The 15,169-nt window shown below is 46.2% G+C and carries 20 protein-coding genes; 6 read left to right on the top strand and 14 right to left on the bottom strand.

Going from position 1 to position 15,169, the window contains the following annotated elements:
• Nucleotide 1 precedes the first annotated feature (1 nt).
• The 12 genes from PCI15_RS08040 to PCI15_RS07985 form a co-directional block, all read right to left on the bottom strand.
• Complete coding sequence (locus tag PCI15_RS08040) at nt 2–2,170, bottom strand: terminase gpA endonuclease subunit (protein ID WP_271273815.1); 2,169 nt, start codon at nt 2,168–2,170, stop codon at nt 2–4.
• A complete protein-coding gene (locus PCI15_RS08035; protein ID WP_271273814.1) occupies nt 2,088–2,591 on the bottom strand; it encodes a hypothetical protein in 504 nt (167 codons plus the stop codon). The genes PCI15_RS08040 and PCI15_RS08035 overlap by 83 nt, the downstream gene beginning before the upstream one ends.
• Nucleotides 2,592–2,799: 208 nt before the next feature.
• Nucleotides 2,800–3,123, bottom strand: a complete 324-nt coding sequence (locus PCI15_RS23695; RefSeq protein ID WP_376787833.1) for a DUF1353 domain-containing protein — start codon at nt 3,121–3,123, stop codon at nt 2,800–2,802.
• A 379-nt stretch (nt 3,124–3,502) separates the two neighbouring features.
• Nucleotides 3,503–3,682, bottom strand: coding sequence for a hypothetical protein (locus PCI15_RS08025; RefSeq protein WP_271273812.1), 180 nt, complete (start codon nt 3,680–3,682; stop codon nt 3,503–3,505).
• On the bottom strand, nt 3,682–4,302 hold the full coding sequence (locus PCI15_RS08020) for a hypothetical protein (protein ID WP_271273811.1): 621 nt from the start codon (nt 4,300–4,302) through the stop codon (nt 3,682–3,684). The genes PCI15_RS08025 and PCI15_RS08020 overlap by 1 nt, the downstream gene beginning before the upstream one ends.
• 174 nt (nt 4,303–4,476) lie before the next feature.
• The gene (locus PCI15_RS08015) at nt 4,477–4,977 is read right to left on the bottom strand and encodes an RNA polymerase sigma factor (RefSeq protein ID WP_271273810.1); all 501 of its coding nucleotides are present in this window, start codon (nt 4,975–4,977) and stop codon (nt 4,477–4,479) included.
• Nucleotides 4,978–5,012: 35 nt separating this feature from the next.
• The gene (locus PCI15_RS08010; RefSeq protein WP_271273809.1) at nt 5,013–5,762 is read right to left on the bottom strand and encodes a hypothetical protein; all 750 of its coding nucleotides are present in this window, start codon (nt 5,760–5,762) and stop codon (nt 5,013–5,015) included.
• 1 nt (nt 5,763) lies between these two features.
• Entirely contained in the window at nt 5,764–6,543 is a 780-nt protein-coding gene (locus tag PCI15_RS08005; RefSeq protein ID WP_271273808.1) for a hypothetical protein, read from the bottom strand.
• 116 nt (nt 6,544–6,659) lie between these two features.
• Complete coding sequence (locus tag PCI15_RS08000; RefSeq protein ID WP_271273807.1) at nt 6,660–7,241, bottom strand: hypothetical protein; 582 nt, start codon at nt 7,239–7,241, stop codon at nt 6,660–6,662.
• Nucleotides 7,238–7,471, bottom strand: a complete 234-nt coding sequence (locus PCI15_RS07995) for a hypothetical protein (RefSeq protein WP_271273806.1) — start codon at nt 7,469–7,471, stop codon at nt 7,238–7,240. The genes PCI15_RS08000 and PCI15_RS07995 overlap by 4 nt, the downstream gene beginning before the upstream one ends.
• Nucleotides 7,472–7,482: 11 nt before the next feature.
• The gene (locus tag PCI15_RS07990) at nt 7,483–7,965 is read right to left on the bottom strand and encodes a phage regulatory CII family protein (protein WP_271273805.1); all 483 of its coding nucleotides are present in this window, start codon (nt 7,963–7,965) and stop codon (nt 7,483–7,485) included.
• 5 nt (nt 7,966–7,970) lie between these two features.
• Complete coding sequence (locus PCI15_RS07985; RefSeq protein ID WP_271273804.1) at nt 7,971–8,231, bottom strand: transcriptional regulator; 261 nt, start codon at nt 8,229–8,231, stop codon at nt 7,971–7,973.
• Between the two features lie 133 nt (nt 8,232–8,364).
• Between PCI15_RS07985 and PCI15_RS07980 the strand changes: the two genes are divergently transcribed.
• The 6 genes from PCI15_RS07980 (at nt 8,365) to PCI15_RS07955 (ending at nt 13,006) form a co-directional block, all read left to right on the top strand.
• A complete protein-coding gene (locus PCI15_RS07980) occupies nt 8,365–9,018 on the top strand; it encodes a S24 family peptidase (protein WP_271273803.1) in 654 nt (217 codons plus the stop codon).
• 39 nt (nt 9,019–9,057) lie between these two features.
• Nucleotides 9,058–10,077 carry a hypothetical protein gene (locus tag PCI15_RS07975; protein ID WP_271273802.1) on the top strand — a complete coding sequence of 340 codons (1,020 nt, stop codon included), beginning with the start codon at nt 9,058–9,060 and terminating at the stop codon, nt 10,075–10,077.
• A gap of 82 nt (nt 10,078–10,159) precedes the next feature.
• Nucleotides 10,160–11,467: a BRCT domain-containing protein gene (locus tag PCI15_RS07970; protein WP_271273801.1), complete on the top strand. Its 1,308-nt coding sequence runs from the start codon at nt 10,160–10,162 to the stop codon at nt 11,465–11,467.
• 383 nt (nt 11,468–11,850) lie between these two features.
• Nucleotides 11,851–12,123: a hypothetical protein gene (locus PCI15_RS07965; protein WP_271273800.1), complete on the top strand. Its 273-nt coding sequence runs from the start codon at nt 11,851–11,853 to the stop codon at nt 12,121–12,123.
• Between the two features lie 260 nt (nt 12,124–12,383).
• Complete coding sequence (locus PCI15_RS07960; protein WP_271273799.1) at nt 12,384–12,743, top strand: hypothetical protein; 360 nt, start codon at nt 12,384–12,386, stop codon at nt 12,741–12,743.
• Entirely contained in the window at nt 12,743–13,006 is a 264-nt protein-coding gene (locus tag PCI15_RS07955; RefSeq protein ID WP_271273798.1) for a pyocin activator PrtN family protein, read from the top strand. Before PCI15_RS07960 ends, PCI15_RS07955 begins: the two co-directional genes overlap by 1 nt.
• A gap of 161 nt (nt 13,007–13,167) precedes the next feature.
• Here the strand turns inward: PCI15_RS07955 and PCI15_RS07950 are convergent, their stop codons facing one another.
• Together PCI15_RS07950 and PCI15_RS07945 are read right to left on the bottom strand one after the other, a co-directional pair.
• A complete protein-coding gene (locus PCI15_RS07950; RefSeq protein WP_271273797.1) occupies nt 13,168–13,977 on the bottom strand; it encodes a hypothetical protein in 810 nt (269 codons plus the stop codon).
• A gap of 95 nt (nt 13,978–14,072) precedes the next feature.
• Nucleotides 14,073–15,035, bottom strand: a complete 963-nt coding sequence (locus PCI15_RS07945; protein ID WP_271273796.1) for a HEPN domain-containing protein — start codon at nt 15,033–15,035, stop codon at nt 14,073–14,075.
• Nucleotides 15,036–15,169: the final 134 nt, after the last annotated feature.

The following is a 15,169-nucleotide window of genomic DNA, read 5'->3' as shown; positions in this document are numbered from 1 at the left end:
TTTAACCTCCATTCATCATCCGCCCCAACTCAGCCAAAGATGGCCCACTTGATACCGCTTTCTTAGGCTGCACCACCGGCACAGCTGCCTGCTCAACCTTAGAATCAGACGCAAGCTGAACCTCCACCTCCGAATCCGTCACCGTTACCTCACCATCATCACCTGGCGTATGATCAATCACTGTCACCAGATCGTCCGGCGCGTTATCTGCCAGCATATCAACTTGCACCAACTCCACCGCTTTCGCCTCCCACCAGTCAGCAGACTTAATGTGGAGTTTCAATGTGTAAGCAGCATGCAAGGCATACACCTCACAATCCCACGCCTCAACCGCCCGGCCTGACTTCTTTTGCCAGGCGAGCTTTTTAGACTGCCCCTTCAGTGGCGCTTTGATCTCGCCAGTCATCTGATCCGCATAGTCCGCCCGGATCTTCGAATAATGATGCATTCGACCTGGACCATTACCATGCAACTTCATCCGCCCGGCGATTAAATCCTTAATCGCTTGCGTACCAACCGGCCAAATCTTCAGACCGAACTTATCCGCCTTAGTCGCCGCCGCATTGATATCCACTTTTTTAGGCAACGCTGTGATAGGCGCTTCAAGATTATTCGAACCCTTAATCCCCATCAGTTTTACACCTCGACCCTGACGTGAACGGACATAGTTATACGTTCCGTCATGTGTCACACCGTCACTGGTATCCAGGGAAACTGCAGATATTCGCATCACTGCCCCGCTGGCATGCCGATAGCTACCGAACAGAACCGCATCCAACGCAGTCCATACCGGGTCATTCACATCATTAATTGAGGTGTGTGCCCAAATCTCACCCCAGTAAACACACCACGACTCTATACCTAACCCCCAGGCCCGAATAACAATCGCCACCCGATCCCGCTGAATATCCACACCAGCGGTCAGCATCACACCATGACGCGGCACGATCAGCTCAGGATAATCTCTACCTTTCTCCCGGATCTGCTCAGCCGTTACGTTGTCATCCTTAAACTCATACGGCTTACCCAGCTTCTGATTCTGGAACGCCCGCTTTTTACTATCATCACCTTGCTCAGCTAGCGCCTCAGCCTCCAGGTAACTCTCAAAAACCTTAGCCAGCGTTGTCCCTTCCATGCAGACATACAGCTCACTCAGATCCTTAAACCCAACCGCGTTACCTTCACTTTTTGCCGTCGGCACCCAACCGCAAAGCTTGCTGTCCGTTTCGCCTTCTAAGTAAGCGTTATATGCATCAAAACAGGTGTTACGAATATTTTCCTTTCGCTGAAAATCACTCCACTCAAAACCGCAGCACGGGCAACGGTAAATCACCGTCGATAAGTCATAACTGCCATATGTCGGATGATTCAAACTTGGGTCTTTGTCACAGTGAACATTGGCCCAGTCCAGCACATGCGATTCATCACAGTTATGGCAACGAATCGGCAGCTCCCGCTGGTCCGTTTTCTTTAGCCGCTCTTCTGTTTTAGAAAGATCTTTAATCGCAGGCGTACCACCAACAATCAGCAACGAATTAATCGCCCGCTTTAAGCGCTCTTCCAGCAGGGTAATCGCATCCCCCTGATCCGCTACGTTGTCCGCCGTGTCATCCGGCTCCTCAACAACACCCACACCGATCTTAGAAGACGACTTAACATTACCCGGCGAGTTAGAACCGACGATCTTAAGAAAACCGCCCGAGTAGCTTTTGTTATCCCAACGGTTGCCAGACTTACGGGTTGAATTTACATCCAACACATCCGCGACAACCGCCGAAGCATTCACCGTTGGAACCAGCTTCTCATCATGGAAGTTTTTGCCATCTAATGCCTTAGCGAACAGCAACATGATATTGCAGGGATCTAAACCGGCCTCAACAACCCGCTTTAAGAGATACCCCAATAACAGATAGGTCCAGCCGATCTGCGCCGCCTTCATCAAAACAACTTCATCAACCTTCAGATCATCAAAGGCCAACGCAACCGCAAGAAAGTAAGGCGTGTTATAAAAGTCGTAGAAGGCATTGCAATCCGGGAGAAAGAAATTCTCCTCAAGCCACTGAATAGTAGGAGCGACCTCAACAACATCAAACGCTGTCGCCACCTCCTCCAGAAGATCCGCCAAGTTTCCTTGCAAAATCTCCAATTCGCTTGTTTGCAGCTCCAGCATACTTTTCCTTTAACTCTACCGGCACAGCCTCACCCGTCCGCTCTTCAATCGCCTGAAACAAACCATTGAAAGCATTTTCAAATTCCCGCCGGGCATACCGCGACCAATCACCCAGGAACATCCGCGCCTCTTCACGATGAATAAGCGTCCCGATTTTTTCGTGATACTGAATCTGCTTAAGCGCAGCACTTGCAGCCATATCCGCTGCCCGCGATTTCTGAAAATCAGCCTGCTGATCACCACCCCGGCCTGCAGCCTGCTCCCGCAACTCTTCACAGTACGTCAGCAACCAATCAGCAAACGATGCCCCCTCACGCAAACGCCCGTCTTTTACCCGCCCGCTTATGGCCTGCTGAGACACCCCGACCAACCGAGCAAAACCAGTCTGCGTTGCCCTCTCTTCCAAACCATCAAACGACATAAAACACCTATATATCAGGGAGTTACCACCACAACCCCCTCAAAAATTCGTATCTCTGCAAAAATTCCGCGTGTCTGCGCCCCCGTACAGCCAAATCTGGCCCAAAGTACCTTTTATTTTTCAGAGCCTTACCGGCGAATACACATAGAAAAACAGGGCTTTCACTGAAAGCCCTGCTCTATGCACACTCAAACAATCAGCAGCTAAGCTACCAAGCGCCGCGACCACCCAGACGCACAGCCACCCACACAACATTGCGCTTCCACATCGAGGCCGGGACTGTCACACACCCCATAGCCTCCCGCAGCACCAGATCCGCCTGCGATCTGCTCATGCTGCTGCACAGATGCGTATAGCAGTAGTCGTGGATCACTGCCGCCGCCCGAATGTGCATCGAAGCCGGAGACATGAACCAACGCGCCCACCACGGAATAGTTGCCAGATCCGTCAGATACCCAACCGGCACCGATATCACCCGATCCAGAATCGCTGAATGAAACTTCAGTTCCACCTGATTCAACCAAAGATCCATCCCGCCCCGAGGGTCCGGCCGAATATCCCAGGTCGTCAGATCCGTTATAAACCCCGCCTTCATCATCCAATTCCCCCAGCTGCTCAACCAGCACATCCTGCACCCAGACAGGGCTGCAGATTCCATTAGGCGGATAATCCGGCACACGCAACTTGATCGCCGCAACCAGCACCCGTTTTTCTGTTACCGAAAGAGACGCACAACCTTTCTCTTTCAGAGTTTTAACGTGCGCATGAACTTCAGCAGCCTTTTCACCCACTGATTCCAGCACAGCACAACCTCCCAGCCCCAACACGCAGACAGCAGTAACCGCCGCCAGCGCATAACGCAGTCGCTTCATAATAAAAATTCCTTTTGCTTGTATTGCTGCAGAACGCAGCTATTGATTCTTGCGCTTTCGATTGAAATGAAAATTCATGATCAAGGTTGCCGTTGTCACTACACAACCATAAAACCCCGCATGATCATCCAACCAACCCACCACATCACCGACGATCAACCCTGTGCCAACAAGGTACGAACCCATCGCTGAAATCTTAGCCCCCAGGTAATCAATCATTACGCCACCCGTTCAATAACAGGAAAAACCTCTTCCTCAGTGAACAACGTGTATGTAAACGAATTACCCCAGATAGCAGCCGCCTTCTCAGCTATCGCCATGAGAATCCGATGATCATAATAATCCGCTAACACTTGGCACCCGGCAGACCATTTGCCAACCAACTGACTAACCCCCTTGTACGCCGCATGATGAATATTCGCCCCCTGCAACCCATACTCAACCGCAGGAAAAGCAACATCAACAACAGCATCACGATTATTATCACGCCATACCGGCAACCGCTTACACTGAACCAGCGCCGGAAACTTACCCTGATGAAGACCCATCTTATAAGCGCCGCGATACTGACCAGGGATAAACACCATCGTCCCATCTACGACCATTGGATTTTCCCGGTAGTAAGTACCGGCATCAGTCGTACACTCAAATACAAAATGCTTTTCTTCACCGGCCACCTTAAACACCAAACACATAAAGTCATTGAATGTGTTAGCCGCCATATCCGCCGCCCGGATGCCAATTATATTTAAGTTGAAATCACCATCTTCAAAGAACGCATACCCACGAGCAGCACACGCCGCTCTGAGAACATCCACAGTGATATCTGATTTCCTCACATAAACACCCTCCCAAACTCCAGACCAAAAAAAACCGGCACTAGGCCGGTATCAATCTCATCAATGTTCAACCTCAAATTGCAGGCATAAAAAAACCCGGAGGGGTTAACTCCGGGTTTCTGTAGCCGCAACTCTTAGGCAGTAGCTGATTTATATAACTACTGTGTCACGGTGTCAAACACCATTTTTCACCGCTGACTGATTTTGACGCATCTGATCACGCACAGAAGCCTTGCGAGCCGGGGGCTTCAGATAAAATAAAATATTTTGCTGAGCCGTCGCCACATACCGCAAGAACGTCCGCCTGGAAACCTTCATCCGATCAGCCCTCTGCTGATCACTTAGCTCCGGCTCCAGATACTTCAAAAACACAACCTCCCGATACTTATCATCCAATCGACACACCGCCCGCTCAGTGTCATATACATCTTCAGCCATGTTCACAGCCTTACCAGTGCTGCGCACAACCACACCACCACCATCAATCAAAGCAGCCAACACAGAACCACCACCTCCACCCTCGCAGCGATTCGCTACCGTCCATTCTCCCCACACCCTCAACCGACTATCAATCGCCGGATGTTGAGACTTGCCAGCATCAATGCTTGCCTGCCGCATCACATTCACCTGTCGCTTCTGAACTGCCAATGATGCGAAATCCATTACCTGAGTCATCCTGTATCCCTATGCTTGTATTACAAAGTTTCAGGCTATGCCCGTTTCTTCCTTAACGCCCTAACAGCACTCTCCACGAACCGAAGCTCCCACCCCGCTTGTGAATACTGCCTATCTGGCCGCCCACTCCAGTAATCAACGAATTCTGTTAACACCCCCTCCTTTTCAAATTCATCCAAATCCCAAAAATACAGACCATGACCAGCAACCGAATAAGACACCCGATCCTCATCAACCAACTGCCATCCAGCATGCATAGAAAATTTTTCAGGCTGCTCCAGAGAAAGAGAGTTTTTTAACGGATTAACGGATGTCTGACCCTGTTCATCGTTTAAGCTGCCGTTGTGCTGCCGCTTTACATCATCCGACCCACCGGCAACCCCATTGTTTTCAAAGGATTTTTTGCCTAAATCATCCTGACGCTGTGCAGCGCTATTGCTGCCGCTGTACTGCCGCTGTTCTTTTGCACGGTTTTCATCGCACGTAGCCAATGGCAACCTGAACACCAAAGGAAGATCAGGCACCGGCTCAACAAGACCACGCTTCTCAAGCTGCTCAATCTCATAACGCACCTTACGCACGTTATACGTCTGCTTAGGCAACCGTGACCGACGGGGCCGCTGAACTTCCAGCGCCTCCATCAGCTTCGGATAACTAATGCGCGCCGTAACACCCACAACACCCGTCACATAATCCATATACCGCCGCAGCACCATCAGATAGATCAACTTAGCCTCATGAGACAAAAACTCAGCATCCAGCGCCTCATACTCCCTTTGATTCAAGCTAATCCTCCTCTGTGATAGATTTCTGATCACGCCTGAAACACAGGCGCGACGTGGCTTCATCGGCAATCCGGTCTAACATCCCGTGTTGGTATTGGGTTGGTGCGTCACCCTCGACAAATAAAAACGATGGCAGACCATCCGCCAACTGCTCAAGAGGGCACGGCCCAGACCACAACGTCTCACCTGTGAACCAGATATACCCCGCCGCCTCCTGCGCCTCATCCGGTGGCAGACACTCACACACGTCAATCGGCACCGGCCCATCTTTCACATACCAGTAATCCGTCATACCTTTGCCATCCAACGCCCGCACGGCTGCCTCCGGCGTTTCACCCCGGCCATACAGCAGGATCACACCATCTTCCACCTGTAAATCCCGGTACGGAATGGCGACATAATCCCCTTTAAGGGGCGGTTTCTGTTCGTTAGGCTTCATGCTCACCCCTCCCGGGCATTTCTCCTGCTCCGCAGGCACACCCAACTCATCCAGCCACTCACCCAGCGGCTTCAGCTCAGCAGCCCAATAAGAAAGATACGGCCCCGACAAAAAGCCCAGCGACACATTCTCCGAAAAAACAACCTTTGGCCTGACTGTCACCCTCAACCACTTAGGCTCACCCACCTGCGAAACAGGCCTTACCCGCAGCCCCGGACAAACCTCAAACACCTCACCACACTGTCCCTGAACAGCAGGAAACAACCGAAACAACAACTCACGAGCCGCACATAAATCCTCAGCTAACAGATAAACCAACCCTGATTTAAAGCATTCACTCATTACCAAAATCCTCACAACGGTTCAAAAATGCGAATAACACCGCTCCCAAAATTTGCACCCTTGCTCAAAACGCCCCTATAATTCAGGCGCTTGTATTGCAAAGGGCCGCCCAGCCCCTAGCAATCGCCTGCCGCTGTTCCCGCAGCGGTCAGGCACTCCCCCCGACCCGAAACGAACCGCCGCCAATCAAACGACGAGCAATGCCACCCCGTCCAGGCAGAAAATCGCTCCCTCAGCCAATCCAAAGAAAGCCCGGCAGGGTCATACTCAATGTCATGGATCTCACTGTTAACAGGCGTATCAAGCGCAAACTCACAAGCAGTGATATGGATAATCAAGCCACCGCAATCACGCACAAACTTCGCCTGCCACTCCTCAGTTAAATCCGTCAAAACAACATACTGACAAGGCGGGTATTCTTTGAGGCGCTTAACCACCCCCTGCCGCCAAACCTCAACCGGCACAAAATCCCGAACCCAATCAACCAGCCCATCAGGCGACTCACCAAACACGGAATCACGAAGACCCCGATCCGCATCACTAGCCATCTGGCGATAACTCAAACCAAACAACGCCCCGGCAACCCGCTCCGCCGCACTGGAGAATGACCAGATAACAGGCGATTCACGCCCAACCAAAGCCTCAGCAACCCGCTTCTGCTGAAGCGAATCTGAACCAGTTACACCGATAACAATCATGACCCTGAAACCTCCTGACCTTTAGCAGACTCACGCACTTCAGCCGCCATAGACTCAAACCACTCTGCAATCTCATCCGAAGTAGCAGCCGTAAAAACAACAGTGTTACCAACTGACTCACCTTTCTCAGCCAACACGCACACCCAAAAAGGCTCACCATTGCCATGACTGAAATACGAGTTTCGCATCTCGACACGCTCAATATCCGACTGAATAGAAACAGAATTCATAACCGCTCTCCCTAATCCTTCCGGAACTGATCAGCCACCAACAGCAGCTCAGCAATCCGTTTTTGTAATTCATACGCCTCACGCTTCAAGTTCTCGCTCTCAGGCCCATCAATCACACCATCCTCCAGCGCCTTAACAAACGCCTTACTCAAATGGAAAGACCCGCCATGCAAGTTAGTCCCACACTCAAGAACACCCACATCACCAACAGGCTCAACCTTTTCAACCGGCACGAACACACCGCCGCCAGCAACACCAAGCGCCGCCAAAATCCGCTCATCACGGGTCAGCTCAAGCACCGCCTCCAGCTCTTTCGCCGTCAGCTTATGCGTTGTCTGTGTCGGGTTAATCTTGTTTTGCAGCACCGCAGGCTTCCACCCGAACCCCGCCGCCACGGCATTCACACCGCCGGGATATGCATGAATCGCGTGATAACACGCCAGATCAACGCTATGAATCTGCCCGTCATCCTGAAACTGTTTTTTTGCACCCATCGGTTTCAATCTCCGCTTTTCACCGTAGCGATATCTAGATCTGAAGTTTTATCCTTCACTTTAACGACATCCTCTGGATATAAATCTGGGCGAAGTTGGTGCCGCGTTACTTGCCCAGAAGTAATTGCCTCTATTCGAATAACTCGACTTGCAGGCACCCGATCTTGCATTACCCACTGCTGAACTGACTGAGGGCTAATTCCAAAATGCTCAGCCAAGGCTGTTTGACCACCAATCATTTCAACTGCCTGTCTTAATGCGCTCATATGAATTTCCATAGTCTAAAATTACAACCAAAACTTTAAATGCACACAGTAAGAATTACAACAATTAATTTAAATGAGAGTTTAAAGGATTGCTTGTACAATCATCTATCACCCAAAGAGTTGCAGAGAAATCATGACTGATAGCACCAGCACCCGCATAACAAAGCGCCGTGAAGAACAGGGACTGAACATGTCTGAACTAGCCCGGCGGCTAGGAGTCACCCCGCAATCTGTTCAACAATGGGAAGCTGGTCGCAACTCCCCCAGAGGCAAACGTTTAGAAGCGCTTGCCCAGATATTAAACTGCTCTAAAGAGTGGTTAATGTTTGGTACCAGCGAGCCTGAATCAGGCGCTCCAGCAAACTTTATTAAAATACCTGTCTTCGATGTTGAGCTTGCTGCAGGAGCAGGACGCCATATAGATATGGAAGAAGTATCTGACTGGGTACCAATTGATCAGGATTGGATATATCAGAACGGCCTCAGCCCTGATCATCTTTCTGTCGTATATGTCAAAGGGGACTCTATGACACCCAAGCTGGAAGATGGCGATATGCTGCTGGTAAATACTGCCGAGCGCCGCCCTGTTTCAGGAAAGATTTATGCGATTGCCGTCGAAAATGAGTTGCGCGTAAAACGCCTAATGCAACGCATGGATGGTAATTGGCTAATCACATCAGACAACAAAAACAACCCTGAATACCAAGATGAAGTTATTGCACCTTATAACTTCGAAAACTTACGCATCATTGGCCAAGCAGTAAAAGTACTAATGGGCAGTTTATAGTCACTTAATTTTAATCTTCGCTGTAAAAAGGATATTACTATGAGTTTTTTTAAGTCAGCACTAACATTAACCAAAAACGCATTAAATACTGCTGAAGCAAAATATATCGAAAAATCGATAGTCGATACACAAAAGAAAATTGATAAATTCAAGAGCCTTAAAGACTATATTGAAAACTTTGAGCAATATCCTGTTTTTGAGACTGTAACTATCGATAACCTGAAGTCAACAAAATCCAAATTAAAAGAGATTGACCTTTCATATATATTAATTATTGCAAAAACCGCTAAAGAAAAAAAAGAAAACATCATAAATAAAATTAGCAACCTAAATACAGAAAATATCCCAGAAGTAATTCAGCATTTAATACCAATCCCATCAGACATTAACATTGATAATTTATCTGATGCTGAAGGTGCCGTAAAAAGCATTCAAACTATCATAAATGCTGAAACTCTATTTCAAGATGAATCTATAGAGTTTAACTCATATAAATTTTATAAAAGACATGATATAGATGCATTTAAAGCAACTAAGTCTTATATGGAAAGCCCAAACCTGGTTGCTAACCTAGGGCTTTCAAACATGTTTGGAGGCGCCGTAGGAGCTGCTTATGCTGCACAAAGCATAGTGGGGACCGCTATTACCGCGGGGAACAGATCAGTAATAATGGCAACTGTTGAAGGTGTAGACTTTTACCGTAATATACAAGATCTCAACGACTCTGAAAAATTCATACTCGCCACCGCATTTTGTTTAAAAGAAGAAGGCTTATTCTCTAATAAAGATTATCAAGATGCTTATCATGGTTTTATCTGGAATGACGCACAGTGTAGCTACAAAGGCATTGGAAAGAAAACTAACGGAGCATTTTCAGATATTGAGCTAAATGAAAAGTCAAGATTCGGCTTAGCAATTGCGGTAAAATTAATTTCTTCATGCATCCTTGATAGAGGAAAAATAAATACCGTAATTTATAAAAAAGGACAAGAGCTTAATCCTGCAATATTAGAATATTTAATAAACAAATATCCTTCACAGGAAAGTTCCGAAAACTAAGCCTTAGATACTCTTAGATGTACGAGCAATTTAATTAATTGCTCGTACCGGATAGGTAGCAGAAAAAATAGAGTACACATGGATGTATAACACAAATCGATTTAACTACTCACGAAATTATAGAAAAGCACTTACATCATTACGCGGAATCACCTCCGGCATTGTTGCAGACGACACAATAAATGATGTAGAAATTCTCTTTTTAGATGCTTGGCTGAAACAGAACAAAAACATCAGCAGTCAGGTTGAAGTAGCCTTGTTAGCCTGCACTGTTAGAGAAGCACTTAAAAAGAAGACTCTAACTACAACAGAGCATACTGAACTTAAAAATAGCTTGGCAAGACAAGCAAAGGAACTCAATGCTTATCAAGAAAAAACTCCAGAAATAATTAATAATATTTTGGGGTTCATTCAAGGTATAACAGCAGACAACATTCTCAATGACCAGGAAATCTACGAACTACAACAGCAAATAAAATTAAGCTCACTTGATGAATGGCCTGTTAGCATTTTACGCACCCGATTGAATAGCATTCTCAAAGATCAACTAATCACTGAAGAAGAGCGAACTGATTTATTAGAGCTCCTTTCGAACTTCAGCACAAACTTTCTCCAAACCGGGTCCACAGAGGCAACCGTCACTTCAATATCCCTCCATGATGACAAAGTAGACTTTAACGGTAAAAGCTTTTGCTTCACCGGAACATTTGCCTCAGGGAGTCGAAAGCAGTGCGAAAATGCCACCATCAATCAAGGCGCAACTATAAGCAAAAACGTCACGAAAAATCTTAACTACCTTGTAACTGGAAGCATAATCACAAAAGACTGGATTCATTCAAGTTATGGTAGGAAAATTGAAAAAGCTATGGAATATCAAGCAGATCCTACCTGCCAGCTACACATAATTTCAGAAGAAGATTGGCTTGAAGCAATTTATGATCCTACTTCTCGCTTAGAACACCTCAAGCTACTTTGGAAGGATCGCTCACAACGATCAACAACATTACTAGTCTCAAAAATTAGCTATTCAGGATCACAAGGTAGCCTACATACTGACGAATGGGCTTTCCCAGTACCATACGCTATGCGAGAAGCATTGGACATTCAATACGACACCCGTACTAAAGATAAAAAAGCGTACCAGGTATGGACACAAGGCCCCATCATAAGCTTCAAAGAAGGCGATATCATATTCAGCGGAGATAAAAAGACCTGTATACAAGTTAAATTTGCAAACCGTATGGGCTGGGACAAAGATAAAGACGAAATGTATCAAGGCTCTGTAACCTACGACACATATTCCGTTTCTAATATGGGAACTATGACACCCATTACCAGCTCTACAAACACAACACAAATGCAGTTCCTTGAGTACCTAATCCGCGGTTAAGCTCCTCCCCCATTCCTTTTCAAGCCCGCCCACTAGCGGGCTTTTTTACATATCCGCACTGCCGTTCATCCACTTCCAACAACCAATTGCAAGTTTAAATTTAAAAATTCGCATCAATTATCTTGACCAATTTCAGTTTTTGATTGTAGGATTTACAACATAAACTTTAAACAAAGTATTGCAAATGAATAATCCGATACAACAAATATCAGCAAACCAGTGGCGTTTTAAGGGCCAACACACCAGGGGAATAATCACCTATCAACGCGTCGGGCTTGTATACCGCCACACCGTTTCAGGCTCTGAACAACACTTCAGCAGCATGGAAGAAGCCGCCAACTTTCTCATTAACCGGGACCAACCACAGCAAGGGAGCAACAGCAATGGCACTGTATGACATGAAAGCCGCAGCCGAAGCCATCAACTTCAACGGCGGCCGCAACAAACTCATTAAATTCCTTAAGGAAAAATTCTACCTAAACACCGACAACACACCGGTACCAGAGCTGCGCGAAAAAAGACTGCTCATCAGCGTCCCACGCACAGCCTTTACTGCTGGCGGCATGCAACGCCAGTACTACAAAACCGTAGCTACCAGCGAAGGCCTAACGTGGCTGGAAAACCTCTGTCGCACGAATGACATGCTCAAACACTAATAGGAACGGACACAATGCCAACACACAAAACAGCAAGCTGTGTCAATGACGATATAGAGCAAGCACTGCTCACGGCAAAAGCCGCACTACTCACAGGCGACGAAAGCCTAATGGCAGCAGCCCTAGCAGACATAGAAACCGCCCTACAAACAGAGAAGTGCTATTCAATTCCAATCATCGGCTGAACACAGCATTACCCAACTTTCCTAGCGCCCCTTCAATGGGGTTTTCGCAGTACAAGTACTTAACTGGAAATCAACATGAGCGCATTACTAAAAGACCAGGTAACGGTCACAATCAGCGCAGAAGCGCGGATTTTACTGGCCCACGAAGCCCTCAGCTTTCAGCCTGGCGACTGGCACCCCGGAAGCATCACTCGCCACCTGGTAACCCAGAACAAACTGGCCCTCAATCACCTGCAGGAAATACTCAACCACAACACCTGCAGCCTGACTGAAGACCTGAAAAACCTGCTGGAGAAAACCCTGCGCCAGCAACAGCAGATAGACGTGCTCACGGCAGGCATCAAAGAAGCCACCCAGAACCTGAGCCAAAACTACGTAAAAGAAGCGACAGCAGCACTCAACATCGCCACCACCCTCAGGACCGGAGAAGAATAATGGCATCTACATATTTCAGCCTATTGGCAGAATTCGAAACAGGAGAAATCCCACTCAAAGACTGCTGCGAAAAATTCTTTGGATTTAACATCAAAAAAGCCGCTGAACACGCCAGACACCAGCGCCTGCCTGTTCCGGTATACAGAGGCGGATCACAAAAAAGCGAATGGCTGGTCAGCGCCGCCGACCTGGCCAACTTCATAGATAATCATCGACAACAAGCAAAGCATGACTGGGAACGGGTGAATGGGAAAAGCGCTTGAGCTCTATACCTACAGGCCTAATCAACAAAAATCAGGCCTGCCCTTTTTTAGCATTATGTCAGGAGTAGACATTAACGCCTCAAACAGAGGCTTTTTTGCGCTTTAGGCCGAAGCAAAGCAAAAAAACTCCCGACCGGGCCTGTTATCCATTCTCCACCTTGCTAGGAGATGATTGAATTTTCACTAACCACCTCAATGCTTTCCAGCTCGTTTGATGGCCTAGGACCACGAAACATGGCTGCCGTGCAATCACAGAGACTTTCAGAACTAAAAGTTGCTTTGTATTTTCTGTAAGCCCAAGACTCAACAATTTGCCTTAGAAGTGAAGGGATATCTTCGCCATTAAAAATAAAGGGGTTAGCTGCTGACAACGCAGATTCAAAATCAACTACAAATGAAATTAAATATGGAGTCCGGTTAATACTTAATAGCCTTCTCGCTGCAGCTAAGTCGTCAAACATCATACTAGCCACATGCCCATCAACTTCCGCGCCGTATCTTAAATAATGACTAGCCCCCTCGAGAAGACCTTTCCTGGAGAAGCAAGCATAGATATTTCCATCCTCCCTTCGGCCTGCTTCCTCTCCAGGCCCTAGCCGATGAAGCACTCCATCAAGATTCGACTTTACTCCTTCCCACTCGGAATGCTCTTTGAAAATCTCTATTAAATTCTTCTTTCTTTCCTTTAAAAGTAGTGGACGAAGCCCGTTAGATTTTATATCAGCTAATTCGCCTTGCGAAAGTCGTGTTCCGTGATATACCCTTACATAGAATTTTTTAAGGCTATTTTCTAAATAGTTTACTAAATCTTTTTTATCGATATACTGATACAAAATATCCGCAGCATCTTCGATATACTCCGGCTGATATTTTGCTATATGTTTTAAAAAATCACGGGAGATAGCTCCGAAAATCATTTCATCTATCCAAGGCGCCCATTCTTCTATCCTATCGTAGTCAATAACTTTCATTTATCGCCTCAAGTTACTAAATAAATAGCTTAGACCGTAATAGCTCTAACCATTGAAGTTTACATACATACCAAGAGCTAATATTAAAGATAAGTTTATCCTTTCAGTAGTGACACTTTTATTAAAAAGGATGCATTGTTGAATTTATATTTTTTTGTATATTTATCTGTTAACTTCGACACCAATAATAACGCTATTTTATAGTAATGCAGCACCTCACTCTGATTAATAATAAGCTCGGAATACCGTAGTCTAATAGCCCTTTTGTCAGTCGGTAGCAATTGAACAAGTGAAAGATCTAAAGAAGGATCATGCTCTCTAATTCTGTCACATAATTTAATCAAGTCATGTCCAAATGGCCTACTACCACTAATTTGCTTTAAGTAGACTTTAAGAGCCTTCTCAATTGCTAAATGGAGTTCCCAACAACCTATTGATAGTTGTTGAGTTTTAAATGATAAAATGTCTGCAATAGACTTTTCAAAATGACTCCATATACCTTTTGCCATATTGGACGTTTCTTGGTCAAAACCGGTCATCGCCATAATATTCAGATTTATAGAACGAGTTAGATAAACAACCTCTTCAAATTCAGAAGATAGCTTATCCATCTCTTTTTTAGATAGGCTATTCAATCCGCTTTTCGTTTGAACCATATCACTCATTGATTCGGTTTCCTGAAGACTGTCAGGAAAAGTCAACCATGCTGTTTCATTACGCACTTCGACCCTACTTGTAGTAGCAGGTATATCAACTAATACAGGATGACCATAGGGAATAATTATTCCAGAATAAGATCGGTCTTTAATATCCCCAGCTAAATCTCCATATTTATTGCGATACCAGTTATTTACTAATGGAACTATTCCATCAACAAAAGCTTTACTTTTTAACAACTCATCTTTGCTCTCAAGATTACAATCAACGACAACCTCATCTACAAAAATTTTAGCGGCACGTATGAATCGATAAAATATGGGGACATTTGACCTCTGAAGAAGCTCATCAATAAACGGCATATTCTCGTCAATAGCTTCTTTTAGCCCGTATTCACACATTTAAAAACTCCAATATATTTAATAACTAAATAGTCTGAACTTGATAAATCCCGCCACCAACCCTCTTCTACTACTCTAAAACCATTTAAAACTAAAAATCTTTCACTAATATAATGCCTACTCAGAGCCCCCCC

It is taken from the genome of Aliamphritea hakodatensis, from assembly GCF_024347195.1.
Lineage (GTDB): Bacteria > Pseudomonadota > Gammaproteobacteria > Pseudomonadales > Balneatricaceae > Amphritea > Amphritea hakodatensis.
The sequence above is the reverse complement of the archived record's forward strand: the minus strand, read 5'-3'. Positions and strand labels throughout refer to the sequence as shown.

What these genes read in the sequence shown, in the direction of transcription:
- PCI15_RS08040 (WP_271273815.1), bottom strand. Translation starts at nt 2,170, where the DNA reads ATGCTGGAGCTGCAAACAAGCGAATTGGAGATTTTGCAAGGAAACTTG.
- PCI15_RS08035 (WP_271273814.1), bottom strand. Translation starts at nt 2,591, where the DNA reads ATGTCGTTTGATGGTTTGGAAGAGAGGGCAACGCAGACTGGTTTTGCT.
- PCI15_RS23695 (WP_376787833.1), bottom strand. Translation starts at nt 3,123, where the DNA reads ATGGATCTTTGGTTGAATCAGGTGGAACTGAAGTTTCATTCAGCGATT.
- PCI15_RS08025 (WP_271273812.1), bottom strand. Translation starts at nt 3,682, where the DNA reads ATGATTGATTACCTGGGGGCTAAGATTTCAGCGATGGGTTCGTACCTT.
- PCI15_RS08015 (WP_271273810.1), bottom strand. Translation starts at nt 4,977, where the DNA reads ATGACTCAGGTAATGGATTTCGCATCATTGGCAGTTCAGAAGCGACAG.
- PCI15_RS08005 (WP_271273808.1), bottom strand. Translation starts at nt 6,543, where the DNA reads ATGAGTGAATGCTTTAAATCAGGGTTGGTTTATCTGTTAGCTGAGGAT.
- PCI15_RS08000 (WP_271273807.1), bottom strand. Translation starts at nt 7,241, where the DNA reads ATGATTGTTATCGGTGTAACTGGTTCAGATTCGCTTCAGCAGAAGCGG.
- PCI15_RS07995 (WP_271273806.1), bottom strand. Translation starts at nt 7,471, where the DNA reads ATGAATTCTGTTTCTATTCAGTCGGATATTGAGCGTGTCGAGATGCGA.
- PCI15_RS07990 (WP_271273805.1), bottom strand. Translation starts at nt 7,965, where the DNA reads ATGGGTGCAAAAAAACAGTTTCAGGATGACGGGCAGATTCATAGCGTT.
- PCI15_RS07985 (WP_271273804.1), bottom strand. Translation starts at nt 8,231, where the DNA reads ATGAGCGCATTAAGACAGGCAGTTGAAATGATTGGTGGTCAAACAGCC.
- PCI15_RS07980 (WP_271273803.1), top strand. Translation starts at nt 8,365, where the DNA reads ATGACTGATAGCACCAGCACCCGCATAACAAAGCGCCGTGAAGAACAG.
- PCI15_RS07975 (WP_271273802.1), top strand. Translation starts at nt 9,058, where the DNA reads ATGAGTTTTTTTAAGTCAGCACTAACATTAACCAAAAACGCATTAAAT.
- PCI15_RS07970 (WP_271273801.1), top strand. Translation starts at nt 10,160, where the DNA reads ATGTATAACACAAATCGATTTAACTACTCACGAAATTATAGAAAAGCA.
- PCI15_RS07965 (WP_271273800.1), top strand. Translation starts at nt 11,851, where the DNA reads ATGGCACTGTATGACATGAAAGCCGCAGCCGAAGCCATCAACTTCAAC.
- PCI15_RS07960 (WP_271273799.1), top strand. Translation starts at nt 12,384, where the DNA reads ATGAGCGCATTACTAAAAGACCAGGTAACGGTCACAATCAGCGCAGAA.
- PCI15_RS07955 (WP_271273798.1), top strand. Translation starts at nt 12,743, where the DNA reads ATGGCATCTACATATTTCAGCCTATTGGCAGAATTCGAAACAGGAGAA.
- PCI15_RS07950 (WP_271273797.1), bottom strand. Translation starts at nt 13,977, where the DNA reads ATGAAAGTTATTGACTACGATAGGATAGAAGAATGGGCGCCTTGGATA.
- PCI15_RS07945 (WP_271273796.1), bottom strand. Translation starts at nt 15,035, where the DNA reads ATGTGTGAATACGGGCTAAAAGAAGCTATTGACGAGAATATGCCGTTT.